The organism is Pseudoalteromonas sp. MBR-15 (assembly GCF_053628915.1).
Genome location: NZ_JBRJHH010000007.1, coordinates 230,035 through 245,400, shown reverse-complemented (window position 1 = coordinate 245,400; position 15,366 = coordinate 230,035). Strand labels below are relative to the sequence as shown.

Annotated in this window: 4 protein-coding genes; 3 read left to right on the top strand and 1 reads right to left on the bottom strand. The window is 46.4% G+C overall.

The window, feature by feature from the left end; all coding sequences use genetic code 11:
* The coding region (locus ACSSVW_RS11890) for an Ig-like domain-containing protein (protein ID WP_454179395.1) at window positions 1-9,504 on the bottom strand (9,504 nt) is incomplete at its 3' end.
* Window positions 9,505-9,749: 245 nt separating this feature from the next.
* Here ACSSVW_RS11890 and ACSSVW_RS11885 point away from each other — a divergent pair.
* From ACSSVW_RS11885 to ACSSVW_RS11875, 3 genes are read left to right on the top strand one after another with little or no spacing between them, the layout of a single operon-like run.
* Complete coding sequence (locus ACSSVW_RS11885) at window positions 9,750-11,753, top strand: TolC family outer membrane protein (RefSeq protein ID WP_339612236.1); 2,004 nt, start codon at window positions 9,750-9,752, stop codon at window positions 11,751-11,753.
* A 29-nt stretch (window positions 11,754-11,782) separates the two neighbouring features.
* Entirely contained in the window at window positions 11,783-13,921 is a 2,139-nt protein-coding gene (locus ACSSVW_RS11880) for a type I secretion system permease/ATPase (protein WP_118844080.1), read from the top strand.
* A complete protein-coding gene (locus ACSSVW_RS11875) occupies window positions 13,918-15,339 on the top strand; it encodes an HlyD family type I secretion periplasmic adaptor subunit (protein WP_454179394.1) in 1,422 nt (473 codons plus the stop codon). Before ACSSVW_RS11880 ends, ACSSVW_RS11875 begins: the two co-directional genes overlap by 4 nt.
* The last annotated feature ends 27 nt before the right edge of the window (window positions 15,340-15,366 follow it).

Here is a 15,366-nt window from a genome sequence, read left to right as displayed (position 1 = left end):
ATCAACTACACCACTGTCTGTGGCGCTGCTGTTATTACCGGCTGAATCGCTGATACTCGCTGTCACACTGTAGTTACCATCGGCCAATGCTTGCGCTGCATCGACACTCCAATTACCTGAGGCATCGGTGGTCACTGTCACTGTGTGGCTGGTGCCATTGGCATCGGTAAAGGTCACATCAAGATTCGTATTGGCTAAATCGGATGAGCCAGTGACTGTGGGTGTGTTGTCATTAGTCAGCGCTGGCGCATCAATGGTGATGGTTGGCGCGGTCACATCAATTGTGCCGGTTTCGGTGTCGGTGCCCGTATTACCGGCGGCATCCACAATGGTTGCAACAACGGTGTAATCACCTTCGGCGAGTGCCGTTGCTGCTTCAGCTGACCAACTACCATCGGCTTGTACAGTTGTTGTTACTGTTTGAACATTACCCGCACTGTCGGTGATGGTTAACGTAACAAGCGTCCCCGCAGGCACGCCTGTACTTTGGCCACTAATTGCTGGTGTTACATCGTTGCTGTCGGCAATCGCATCAATACTGACAACAGGTGCGGTGATATCTACATTACCTGTCGCATTGTCTGTGCCTGTGTTACCAGCAGCGTCTGTAACAGAAGCTGTGACTGTAAATGTACCTTCGGCTAATATAGTCGAAGCGGCAACAGACCAACTACCATTGGCTAATACTGTCGCGACAACTGTGTGTGTATTTCCAAGAGAGTCAGTAATAGTCAAGGTGACTAAGCTGCCTGCACTTGCGTCTGTCGTACCGCTAATCGTTGGAGTGGTATCATTGGTGTCGTTAATATCATTTATGGTGATACTAGGCGCAGTAAGATCGACTGTTCCTGTGCGTGTTGCCGTGCCATCAATAGTATTAACCGTCACCGTTGCGGTAACTGTAAAACTTCCTTCTGGTAACGCATTGTTTGCTGTCACAAACCAAACCCCGCCAGTGACCGTTGTGGTTAATGTTTCTACCGGATTGACACCATCATCAATCACAACTGTCACCGTGCTGCCATCAGCGGCATCAGTTGTGCCCGTAATCGTAGGAGTTGGATCGTTAGTTTCACCAATAACATCTATCGCAATGCTTGGCGCAGAGGTATCGAGTGTAAAGCTTTCAGAGGCTGTTGCGGTATTACCCGCAGCATCTTCAACCGTTGCCACAACCGTGTAATCATCGTTTGTTAGTGACGGTGAAGTAACAGACCAGTCGCCATTTCCATCAACCACCGCTGATAAGTTCAGCGTATTTCCGCTTGAATCAGTTACAACTAAAGAAATAACTGTGCCAGCCGGTTCTGACGAAGTCCCACTGATTGTTGGCGTATCTGTATTGACCGTCCCTAGATTATTAATGGTTAATAATGGTGGCGTTGTATCAATACGACCCGTGCCTGAGTCTGTGCCAACATTGCCTGCTGCATCGGTGATCGTTGCAGTAATAGTATAATCGCCGTCAGGTAATACAGAGGCATCTGTTTGCCACGACCCATCGGCAGCTACAGTCGCAGTAAAGTTATGTGTATCCCCATTACTGTCAATAACAATAATACTGACCAGTGTTCCCGCAGCCTCGGTTGAGGTACCACTTAAGGTTGGTGTATCGTCGTTACCCAGGCCATTATCATTCACAGTAACAACCGGGTTGGTGGTATCAATATTGCCTGTTGCAGTCACGCTGCTGGTGTTACCTGCATCATCACTTACTGTCACCGTGACGGTATAATCCCCCTCAGCAAGACCATTAGGAACTTCTCTACTCCAGGTTCCGTTGCTGCCAACAATGTCAGTAAAAGTTTGTACTGTGCCGTTGCTATCCGTGACAGAAATAGTAACCGTCGCACCAATTTCATTACTGGTACCACTTAACACCGGAGTGACATCACTGCCCTCACCCACGCCAGTTAAGGTTAGTGTTGGCGCAAGGGTGTCGATAACACCGGTCACGGTTTCTTCGCTTAAGTTACCAACCCCATCGCGGACACTGGCTTCAACGCTAAACTGACCATCGGCTAAGGCGGTGGTTGGGCTCACGCTCCAATTACCATTAGCATCAACAATGGCGGTCAGTGTTTCTGTTGCACCATTGGCATCGGTGACAACCACGCTGACTTGTGCCCCTTCACCGGCATCGGTGGTCCCGCTAATAAGTGGGGTGTTGTCGTTTGTCAGTGCATCCACGCTCACGGTTAAGGTCGGCGGTGTACCATCAAAATCGGTTGAGGTAATCGTGCGTACATTGCCGGCTTCATCAGACGCACTTGCGGTGATAGACGCTAAACTGGCCAGTGGTACAGTTAAGCCGGTCAATGACCAATCACCATTGGCATCGGTTGTCGCAGTGTATGTCACTACGCCACCGCCAACCAAGTTTTGGGTAATGGTGACCGTGCTACCAGCCGGTAAATCAGAGGTACCGCTTAAAGTCACCAATTGACCCAGTAAGAAGGTTGGCACAAAGGCAAGCTCTGGTGGAATTGTATCAACTACACCACTGTCTGTGGCGCTGCTGTTATTACCGGCTGAATCGCTGATACTCGCTGTCACACTGTAGTTACCATCGGCCAATGCTTGCGTCGCATCGACACTCCAATTACCTGACGCATCGGTGGTCACTGTCACTGTGTGGCTGGTGCCATTGGCATCGGTAAAGGTCACATCAAGATTCGTATTGGCTAAATCGGATGAACCTGTCACCGTTGGTGTGTTGTCATTGGTCAGCGCTGGCGCATCAATGGTGATGGTTGGCGCGGTCACATCAATTGTGCCGGTTTCGGTGTCGGTGCCTGTATTACCTGCGGCATCCACAATGGTTGCAACAACGGTGTAATCACCTTCGGCGAGTGCCGTTGCTGCTTCAGCTGACCAACTACCATCGGCTTGTACAGTTGTTGTTACTGTTTGAACATTACCCGCACTGTCGGTGATGGTTAATGTAACAAGCGTCCCCGCAGGCACGCCTGTACTTTGACCACTAATAACAGGGGTTACATCGTTGCTGTCGGCAATCGCATCAATACTGACAACAGGCGCGGTGATATCTACTTCGCCTGAGGCCGTGTCGTTTCCTGTGTTACCAGCAGCATCTGACACCTCAGCGTCAATGGTATAACTGCCTTGCGCTAATGCTTGAGATACAGCAACTGACCAACTACCGTCGGCTCCCGTTGTTGCCACCAGCGTTTGCACATTGCCCGCACTGTCTGTAATTGTCAGCCTAACTTCGGTGCCGGTTGGCACACCTGAGGTTTGTCCGCTAATGACGGGGGTTGTGCCGTTTGTCACAGCTTGTGGGTCGATGACCACTGTCGGTGCTGTGGTATCAATAAGACCTGTTTCGGTGTCTGTACCTTGATTTCCGGCTGCGTCTTGCACTGTTGCAACAACGGTGTATTCGCCTTCAGCTACCGCATCTAACGCCTCTACAGACCAACTACCATCGTTGTTAACGGTTGCAAAGAGTGATTGCTGCACGCCTTGGCTGTCTGTGATCACTATACTGACAACAGTGCCCGCAGGAACTCCTTCTGCCATACCACTGATCACTGGTGTTACATCTGAACTTGGTGCAAGTGCATCCACCGTGATGGTAGGTGCGGTAGTATCCACAACACCAGTCGCGGTATCAGAGGCTGTATTACCTGCCGCGTCACTTACTGTTGCTTCAACGGTGAATGCGCCTTCGGCAATAATCACATCAGCCTCAACTGACCATGAACCATCTGCTAAGGTAGTCGTAATCAGGGTTTGCGTATTACCGTTACTATCTGTCACCAAGAGGGTAATTTGTGAGCCTGTAGGTACGCCCGTTGTTTGACCTGACAACACGGGCGTTACATCATTTGTGTCAGCAATATTATCAATGCTGATTGTTGGGGCTGTTAAATCAATAATGCCTGTTTCGGTGTCTGTTGCTTGATTACCTGCACTGTCGGCAACCACCGCGGTTACTGTATATTGACCTTCGGCTAAGTCTGTACTTGCCGCCACAGACCACGAACCATCTTGTGCCACCGTCGCTGAAACAACCTGCGAATCCCCATTACTGTCTGTAATGGTCACGGTTACAATACTACCCGACACTAAACCCGATGTTTGGCCTGAAATTAATGGCGTAACATCACTGGTATCTGCAAGTGCATCAATAGTGACTGTCGGAGGGGTTATATCAATTAAACCCTGTGCACTGGCATCGCTGGTTAAGCCATCCACAGTGACCGACGCCGACACAGTGAAACTCCCCTCACTAAGTGCTTGTGTTGGTTCTACACTCCATACGCCATTTTGCACTGTCGCAGTGACAGACTGACTATTATTATCACTGTCTTCAATGATGACTGTTATTAACGTGCCATCAGGGGCATCAGACGTACCGCTAATTGTCGGTGTTGTATCATTGGTATCATTAATGGCATCAATCGCAATACTCGGTGCAGAGCTATTAAGAATAAAGGCGCTGTTAGCTTGCGCTGAATTACCCGCCGCATCGGTCACAGTAGCAGTAACACTAATATTGCCATCTTCTAACTGAGCAGGTACATCGCCTGACCAGCTGCCATCGGCATTCACAATTGCTGTAAATTCATAACTTGCGACACCATCAGTGACCACCACTGTTACGATGCTGCCCGCTGGTTCATTTGTTTGACCACTGATCGTTGGCGTGGTGTCATTCACTGTGCCCAGATTATCAATCGAAATGGTCGGCGCAGTGATATCAATCACCCCAGTATCCGTTACTTGAGTTTGATTACCTGACTCATCCGCGACACTGGCTATGACTGTAAATGCGCCCTCGGCCAAAGGCGTATCAGGGCTAATAGACCACGTACCATTAGCAGCTACAACAGCCGAAAGAGTTTGCGTCGCTCCATTGCTATCTGTAACAACAACCGACACAACCGTGCCAGCAACTGCATCTGTAGTACCCGAAATAAGTGGGGTTGTATCATTTGTAAGCGGATCGAAATCAAGCGTTAATAGCGGACCCACACCATCAAAATTACCAATTTCGGTATCTGTGCCTGTATTACCCGCATTATCAGTGATACTGGCCGTCACTGTAAATTGCCCTTGCGCGACTGCACTGGTTACAGGCACAGACCAATTTCCATTAGCATCTACTGTGGTGGTATACACTTGGCTATTATTTTGCGAATCAACCACTGTCACAGTCACTGTACTGCCATTCACGGCACCTTGTGATGTGCCTGAAATCACTGGTGTGCTGTCGTTTATTGAGCCTATCGTATCAATTGTCACGCTAGGGGCCGTAATATCAATCACCCCTGTAATTGAGTCGCTTGCTGTATTACCAAATTGATCTGTCAGCGTTGCATCAACGGTAAACTCACCCTCAGCTAACGCTTGCGATACTGTAATGGTCCAATTACCATTTGCATCAACCTGTGTGGTAAAGGTTTGAGCCACACCAGATTCAGGCGTAATCACCACGGTGATTTGATCTCCCGCTGTCGCGTTTAATGTAGACCCTGAAATAGTGGGGGTTATATCATTTGTCTCACCGACAGCGTCTATTAAAATAGTCAGTGATGAACTATCTATTTGACCTGTTTCAGTGTCAGAGGCTTGGTTGCCTGCATCATCTGCCACCGAGGCTGTTACGGTATACTCACCTTCAGCAAGGCTTGTAGGCACATCTGCACTAAAGCCACCATTACTGTTGGTTACCGCTGTAAATGTTTGACTATTGCCGTTGGAGTCAATGACCACGAGCGTGACTGTTGTTCCAGCATTAACACCTTGTACCGTACCTGTAATGGTCGGGGTGTTGTCGGCACTGCTCCCTAAGGGGTCAAGATCAATAATTGGCGCGGTTAAGTCGATATTACCCGTTGCGGTATCAAGCGCTTGATTGCCAGCTTCGTCTGCCACCGAAGCAGTTACCGTGTATTCCCCCTCTGCTAGGCCGTTTGGTACATCCGCACTAAAGCCACCTGCGCTGTTGGTTAAGGCCGTGAACGTTTGGCTATTGCCATTAGAGTCAGTGACCACAAGCGTGACGGTTGTACCCGCATTAACGCCTTGCACCGTCCCCGTGATAGTCGGGGTGTTGTCTGCACTGCTTCCAAGGAAGTCAAGAGCAATAATAGGAGCTGTTAAATCAATAACGCCTGTTGCTGTATCAAGTGCTTGATTACCAGCAGGGTCACTCACCGTGGCGGTGATTGTAAACTCACCTTCTGCTAAGACCTGATTTGCACCGACTTGCCACGTGTTGTCTGCATTTACAACCGCAGTTAAGACCTGTTGATTGCCATTGCTATCAACAAGCGTAATAGTGACTAAAGTGCCTGGCTCAACGCCCGAAACAACACCCGATATAACGGGTGTAACATCATTTGAATCCGTAAATTCGTCTATCGCAATGCTCGGAGCGGTTAAATCAATAACACCTGTTTCAGTATCTTCAGCACTATTACCCGCTTTGTCCTGTGTTTGTGCAACAACCGTAAATTCACCTTCCGCTAATTCATCAGTGACTGTAACTGACCAGCTACCATCGGCATTAGTAATTGTTGTGAATGTTTGTGTACTGCCTGCACTGTCTGTCACACTAACCGTGACTGTCGTTGCTGCATCAAGTCCTTGCGTCGTGCCTGATATTGTCGGCGTTGTGTCGTTACTATCAGCCATTGTATCAATGTTGATAATAGGCGCGGTCAAATCGATAGTACCTGTTGCAGTGGCGGTGCTGGTATTCCCGGCTTCATCACTGACACTTGCTGTGACAGTGTAATCGCCTTCGGCTAATTCGCTGGCAACATCGACCTGCCAGTTACCTTGCGCATCGGTTGTAGCTGTTAGTGTTTGCGTTACTCCATTGCTGTCTGTCACAAGCAATGAAACGGTAGTACCTGCGGGTACATCAAGTACTGACCCTGAAATTGTTGGTGTTGTGTCATTGGTATCATTAAGGGGATCAATGAAAATAGTTGGATCGGTTAAGTCAATTTCACCAATTTCACTGGCTGTGGCCGTGTTACCCACCTCATCCGTAACGGTTGCCGTGACGGTAAATTGGCCTTCAACCAAAGGAATGGTGGCCTCTACAGACCAATCACCATTTGCATCAGTAATAACCTGTATTGTTTCTGTCGCGCCATCACTGCCTATAAAGGTCACGGTGACCACTGCGCCTGGGGCAACATCTTGGGTCGAACCCGATACACTGGGGGTTGTGTCATTGGTATCAATAATAAAGTTAATACTGACTGTTAAGTCAACATTACCGATTGCAGTAGCTTGCGCTTCGTTACCTTGTGGGTCTAGCACGGTTGCTACAACCGTAAAATCCCCCTCAGGAAGAGGTTGAGTCATTTGAATAGACCAACTTCCGTCAGCTTGTGTAATCGCTAATAAATTAAATACGCTACCATCACTTGCTGTAACAGACAGCATGATAGTTGTGCCCGGCGCAACCCCCTCTGTTTGACCACTTAGTAATGGCGTGGTGTCGTTGCTATCTGCAATAGAGTCGATCGTGATTGAAATAGGCGAAAACGCCACGGTCCCAGAAGTATTAGCCGTCGCAGAATTTCCTGCCGGATCTGATACTGTTGCAATCGCAGTAAAACTGCCTTCTGGTAATGCTGTGCTCGCCTCCACACTGTAGCTGCCATCGGCTAACACAAACGCTGTAAGCGATTGTGATTGGCCATCACTACCCACAACTTGAATAGTCACTTGTGTGCCTTCTGGCACACCCTCTACACGACCAACAAACACAGGCGTGGTGTCATTCGTATTGGCAATGGCAGTTAAGGTGATGTCTGGTGCCGTTAAGTCAATCACCCCTGTTGCGCTATCCTGTGCTTGGTTTCCTGCCAAGTCGCTGACAGTTGCAGTCACCTCAAACGGCCCTTCAGCCAGTTCACTTGGAACATCGAGAGTCCAATTACCATTAGCATCGGTGAGGGCGGTTAAAGTCTGTACTTGGCCATTTATATCGGTTACCACAACCGTCACAACGCTACCTTCAACCACACCGACTACATTACCGGTTATGGTTGGCGTGGTGTCTTGCGTATCATCAATTGGGGTAATATTTATTATCGGGGCGGTTACATCAATAATACCAGTGGTGCTTGCTTGTGCTTCGTTACCCGCTGCGTCTAAAACAGTGGCTGTCACGGTAAATTCGCCTTCAACCAACGCAACTGGCACATCAATTGTCCAGCTACCGTCGTCAGCAACAATCGCTATCACGGTTTGAATAGCGCCATCGGCTGCAGTAATCACCACCGTGATCTCACTGCCAACAGTCACCCCACTCACATTGCCTGAAATCGTGGGGGTTGTGTCATTAGTTTCACCAATTGGGTCTATGTTTATCACCGGTGCCGTTAAATCAACGAGTCCATTTTCTGTATCGGTGCCTTCGTTACCTGCCGCATCTACAGCCGAAGCCAATACGGTATATAAACCTTCAGCAAGCGCTTCAGTGGTAATACTCCAATTACCTTGCTCATCAACTTGGGTGACAAATGTTTGTACTTGCCCTGCGCTGTCTGTCACCGTAATTGTGACATCATCACCTGCGCTAATGCCTGATACAGAGCCATTAATCACCACCGTTTGTGACGCAGAGTCGGGCAATTCATTAATGGTAACAACAGGCGCGATGGTATCGATATTCGCACCAATCGTGTCACTAACAGGGTCGCCATTTGGGTCAATAGCAACCACTTCAATCACAATAGGGCCGTCAGGCAGTGGATCCAAAGGTGGAGTCGTAAAGGTACCATCGGGTTGAACAACCACCGTAACCACTTGGTTATTACCATTCACATCGGTGACAGTCACGGTGATTGTTTCACCAACAAGATTTTCAGTGGTTCCTGTGATCACAGGTTGAGAGTTATTTATAACACCTGGGTCATCAATACTAACCGTTGCCGTTAAGGTGTCTGTTGGGACAACACCATCGGTTGTATCACGCGGCGAAAAAATACCACTGCTATCGCTATTAAAACTATCATCAAATGCGAGACTTGAAGGGTCAATGCCCTCTGCAATACGTGCTAATTCTACAAATGAAGTACCGCCACCCGAGGTCGCTCCCCCTGTACCACCAGCGGCAGTGGCTTCTAAACTATCGAGAATATCGCCACCGCCTTCAAGCGCATCTAAAAAGTCGCTTATGTCACCACCTTGCTGCGGGTCTGGGGCTGCTTGATTTGGTTGATTCAAGCTTGCAATGGCGTCGTCAATACTGTCATCAAACACCGTATTTTCAGAGCTATCTTTGACCTCTTTTGCGAGTAGGTCCGGCGTAATGGTGACCTTTTTATTAGCAGGAATAGATAAAGACTCACCTTGCACGTCAATTAACAATGTTGACTTATCCGCGGTGATAACGGTATCACCCACAGTGATAACATCACCCACACTCAGTGCTTTAATTGACCCATCGGCTTGAATAATACCGGCAGAGCCTTGTACATCAATAACTAATAATTGGTTCGCATCCATTTGCTATTCCTCAACATATTTAAATTGCACGCGTATAACGTAAATCTAGTAGAGAAACAGCACTTAGTTACTGGACTATGGTACAGGTTTTACACAAAGCTAATACTATAGGACTAAAGTGCGGGTACACGTAAAATGCGATCAAACACCCGCAAAATAATACAAAAGAAGTATTTGCAGTATCTAAATTTGTTGACTAAAACTAACTTAGCGTGAATTAAATTTAGTCGATAAAAGAGGATGATATGACTATTAGCGAAAAGTTCACTACCAAGAAACTCTCTGTATTTTTCACTTTATTATTTGCTGCAAACGGCAGCTTTTTTAATGCTAATGCAGAACAAGTTTCAGTGATGCCGCTAAATTATGTGGCAGATAAAGCAATTTCAACCAACCCTGAAGTGCAACAAGCTTGGCATGCATTTAAAGCATCTATGCATGGTATTGATGCGGCACGTTCTGGCTATTTACCCACAGTGGATGTGTCGGCCAGTGCTGGGTACGAAAAGCGCAATTACGGTATTGAAGAAGAATATAACCGTAACACTGCCGAATTAACGCTCGGGCAAATGCTTTACGATGGTTTCAGAACCTCAAATAACGTAAAACGTTTTGAACGAATCCAATTAATACGTTATTTCGAATTATTAGATCAAGCCGAAAAAACAGCACTCGCTGCAAGTATCGCTTATTTAGACGTACAAAAGTTTACCGAGCTTGTTGAACTTGCTGAAATTAACCTTAAAGAACATGAATCGGTTTATCAGCAGATTGAACAAAGTGTGGGAGCTGGCGTTGCGCGTGCTGCCGATCTTGAACAAATTAGTGGTCGTCTGTCATTAGCGCAGTCAAACGTGATGACAGAATATGAAAACTTGCATGATGTCAGTGCACGCTATTTGCGTATTATTGGCGAGCTTCCGACTCAAGGTACGGTAAAGGCAAAGTTGAGTGATGACGCAATCCCCATCACAATAAATCAAGCCCTTGATATCGCCTATAAAAACAGCCCAAATTTTTATGCATCGCTTTACAATATCGAAGCACAAAAAGCCAATGCAGACTCGCAAAAATCGGCCTTTCATCCGAATGTTGATTTATCAGCACGCTACGGCATGCAAGACCGAGACGAGTTAGGGTTAAACGAAACCCGCTCTGAGGCACGTGTTGGTATTGATGTGAGATACAACCTCTATAACGGCGGACTCGATAGCGCAAATCTAGACCAAGCCTATCAAGAAGTGAACGTTGCTAAATATCAACGCGATCAAACATGTATAGAAATAAGGCAGAACTTACAAATCGCCTACAACAGTGTACAAGTCCTACAAAGCAAAATACCTTCGCTCGCTAACCATAAAGAATCGTCGCAAAAAGTTAAATACGCCTACAAAGACCAATTCGATATTGGTCAGCGCACATTGCTCGATGTACTTGATGCAGAGAATGAATCATTTCAATCTAATCGCTCTTACACTGCAGCCCTTTATGATAGACAAGCAGCCATACTAACGATGCTAGCCGAAATGGGGAAATTACTTGAAACCCTCAATGTAAAATCAGATAAATTTCCTGCAATCAGTGAGCTAACCGACGACCCTATCGCACTCAGTGCTGACAGTATTTGTCCTAAATTTGATGTTGCAGCGACCCTGAGTCGACAAGCCTTTTTACAAAAAAAGAAGCAACAAGATAACGCGTATATGAGTGTGACAGCCATGCCGAGTTATCTCACCATTCCAACAACACCCGCAAGCACCTTCGTTGACGATGACAACGACGGCGTTGCTAACGAAAATGATGATTGCCCATCAACTCCTGCTTTTACGGAGGTCGATGAAAGAGGCTGTACAAAGTACCGTAGCAACACTAGCAATGTCGAAATAGGTATTCCCTTTCTTGCCGACTCTAGTGTTGTACGCCCTGAATATATGCAAGAAATTGCAAGACTGGCAGACTTCTTAAAAGAACACCCCAGTAAAAATGTCGAAATCCAAGGCCATGCTTCATTAGAAGGCCCTGCTCTTTACAATAAAAAACTGTCAGAAAAACGTGCTTTTTCGGTCGCTGAAATACTCATTCAACAATACGGTATCTCACCAACAAGAGTGAAGTCATTAGGCTATGGAATTGATCAGCCAAGAATAAATGAGATTTCTGTTCGCGCAAACGCAGCAAATCGTCGCATTGAAGCGGTAATAACCGAAAAAGGTAATCGCCCACCCGCCATGCAAGACGGCTGGTCTTAAACTTTAGGTTTATTAATAATGGACATTTTATGCAAGAGAACGATGTACTCGACCACGGCGGCAGTCTTGTAGACTGCCTAGAAATTTTATGCCGCTATCATGATCGAGAGTTTTCTCGTGAAACACTGCTTAGTGGGCTTCCCCTTGAGGATGGCTTATTAACGCCATCGGGTTTCTCGCGAGCAGCAAAACGTATTGGTTTTAAAACCAAGGTTGTGCGCAAAGCACTTTGCGACTTAAACGTTGCTTTGTTACCCGCCGTATTAATTTTGCAAGGGAATGAGGCTTGCGTCATTACAAAACTCGACACTCAAAATGATAAAGTCGAAGTGATCTACCCCGAGATGCCAGACTCTGCTGTGACATTAAGCCTTGAAGAGCTTTATAAAACCAGTACATCGATGATCATTTATGCACAACCCGAGTTTGCCTTTGATGCGCGCTCCCCCGTACTGCAAAAACTGTCGAAAGACGGCTGGTTTTGGGGTGTCATTAAAGAGTGTCGAAGCTTATACAAAGATGTCATTATTTCTGCCATTGCTTTGGGCATTCTTTCCATTGCAATGCCATTGTTTGTCATGAATGTTTATGACCGCGTTGTGCCTAACCATGCCACTGAAACGTTATGGGTGCTTGCCACAGGCGTACTAATTGCCCTTACCGCAGACTTTATTCTCAGACTCGTGCGCAGTTATTTTGTAGAGCTGGCAGCCAGTCGTATTGATGTCAAAGTGTCGGCAGTGATCATGGAACGCGTGTTGGGTATGAAGTTAAAAAACCGTCCTGCGTCAGCAGGCTCGTTTGCCAGTAATATTCAATCATTTGAGGCAGTGCGCAGCTTTTTTAGCTCCATTACTTTAATTGCCCTTGTCGATTTACCTTTCGTACTGCTTTACCTCACAGTCATCGCGATTATTGGCGTTGAATTAAGCTTACCTATTATCGTTGGGGCACTACTATTAATGAGTTACGCGCTGGCTGCCCATCGAAAACTCGAGAGCCTGTCAGAACAAACCATGAAAGCAAGCTCTATGCGCAATGCTGTTTTGGTTGAAAGCTTAACAAACATTGAAGATGTCAAAAGCTTTCACAGTGAATGTAAAACCCAGTCAAACTGGGAAAAATCAACGATTTTTATAGCCCGAGTCAATGCCCAAAGTCGCTTAATATCATCTTCTATAGCCAATGCTGGCTCGTGGGTTCAACAGTGTGTTGGTGTGGTGATTATGTTAGTAGGTGTACACCTAATTATCGAAGGTGATTTAACCCAAGGGGGGCTAATTGCCGCCTACTTATTGTCGTCACGTACCATGGCTCCTATTAGTCAATCTGCAGCTGTACTCGCGCAATTTCATCATGCCGCAATTGCAATGCACTCGTTAAATGAAATCATGGAAAAAGACGTTGAACGACCCGCAGGCAAACATTGGTTAAGTCATCCAGTGTTGCTTGGCGACATAGAATTTAACGACGTACGCTTTAAATATACCGATGAAAGCAACGAAGCGCTCAGTGGTGTTAGCTTTAAAATAAAAGCCGGTGAAAAAGTGGCTATTTTAGGGCGCAATGGCTCAGGGAAAAGCACCATAGAAAAACTAATTTTAGGTTTGTATGAGCCAACAGCGGGCACTATTTCAATTGATAATAACGACATCCACCAAATAGACCCCGCAGAGCTTAGGCACAACATTGGGTATGTGCCCCAAACCATTTCATTATTTTTTGGTTCGTTAAAAGACAACATCACCCTCAGTGCGTGGCACGCTAAAGATGAGCAAATACTTTCGGCATGCCAGCAAAGTCAGTTATTTGAACTTATAAACTCTCACCCCGATGGATTCGACATGCAAGTTGGTGAGCAAGGCCGATTACTCTCTGGGGGTCAACGTCAGGCGGTTGGTATTGCCCGAGCACTGTTAAATAACCCGCCAATACTGTTGATGGATGAACCAACTTCGGCGCTTGATCACAACAGCGAAACTAAGATCATTAATAACATCAAACGCAGTTGCCAAGAAAAAACCTTAATCGTTGTAACTCACAGAACCTCGTTACTCGAACTGGTCGACCGTGTCATTGTGCTCGATAACGGTAAAGTGGTTGCCGATGGTCCGAAATCTCAAGTGTTATCAGCGTTAAATCATCAAACAGTAGGAAAAGTATCATGAGCGATAACAACCTACCTATTGAACAGCGCTCGTTTGAGCGCTTAAACAAAGCACTTGAAAAACAAAAAACAAAACGCCCTTCGCTCTTTTCAAAGTTATTTTCTGGTTGGTTATCACCCCCAACCAGCCAAGACTGGGTTGTAGATGCTCAATGGGAAAAAATGCAGCAGCAACCTGCTAGCGCTAAAGTACTGCTTTATATTATTTGTTTCAGCCTGTTAGCCTTAATTATGTGGGCCGCATTTGCACACCTCGACGAAGTAGCACGGGGCGAAGGACGCGTTATCCCGTCGCATAAACTGCAAGTCGTGCAGTCTTATGATGGCGGCATGATTGAACAAATCTATGTCAGAGAAGGCCAAATAGTTAACGAAGGCGATGTATTAATAAAGATAGATCCAACACGCTTTATTTCTTCATTTAGAGAAAACCAAGCAAAAATACTGTCGTTAACAGCAAAGGTAGAACGCCTTAAAGCGTTAACCCAAAAAAGACCTCTCGCGTTTGATCCAGAAATTATGGAAAAAGCCCCTGAGGCAATCGCCCACGAACAAGCCATGTTTGAGAGCAGTAATCAAGAACTCGAACAGCAAGTTACTATACACAAGCGGCAATTAGAGCAACGCCGTCAAGATTATGCCGAAGCAAAAGCAGCACTTCAGCAACACACTAACTCGTTAAGTTTGGCCAATCGTGAGTTGTCTGTCACACGCCCACTATTACGCTCTGGTGCTGTTTCTGATATTGATATTATTCGCCTAGAGCGCCAAATAGTAGAGCACACAGGCGAAATAAACAGAACCAAAGCCGCCATAAACCGCACCATGTCAGCCATTAACGAAGCTAAAAACAAAGTAACCGAAGTTGAGCTTGCCATGATCAACCGCTGGAGCAACGAGTTATCAGAAGCTTTGCTTCGTCTTGATGCTGTAAAAGAAACCGAATCAGGGCTTGCCGACAAAGTAACACAAACCGAAATTCGCTCCCCCGTGAATGGCACGGTTCAACGTTTACTGGTTAATACCGTCGGGGGCATTTTACAACCGGGCAGTGATGCTCTTGAAATTATTCCACTTGATGATCAGCTCGTTGTCGAAGCAAAAATTTTACCGAAAGACATCGCTTTTTTACGTCCAGGCCAAACTGCGATGATCAAATTCAGTGCCTATGACTTCGCTATTTATGGCGGCTTAGAAGCCGAAGTAACACATATCAGTGCTGATACCGTCACCGATGAAAGAGATAATACGTTTTACATTGTGCAGTTAAAAACGAACCGCAATCATTTTTCAGAAAACCTGACCATTATTCCGGGCATGACCACTCAGGTAGATATAATAACCGGCAAAAAAACCGTACTAGAATACCTTTTCAAACCCATTTTACGTGCAACGTCTTTAGCGATGACCGAAAGGTAAGACGAGATAATTACAGCATTTTTACGG

Coding starts and splice junctions, on each gene's coding strand:
- ACSSVW_RS11885 (WP_339612236.1), top strand. CDS start 9,750: ATGACTATTAGCGAAAAGTTCACTACCAAGAAACTCTCTGTATTTTTC.
- ACSSVW_RS11880 (WP_118844080.1), top strand. CDS start 11,783: ATGCAAGAGAACGATGTACTCGACCACGGCGGCAGTCTTGTAGACTGC.
- ACSSVW_RS11875 (WP_454179394.1), top strand. CDS start 13,918: ATGAGCGATAACAACCTACCTATTGAACAGCGCTCGTTTGAGCGCTTA.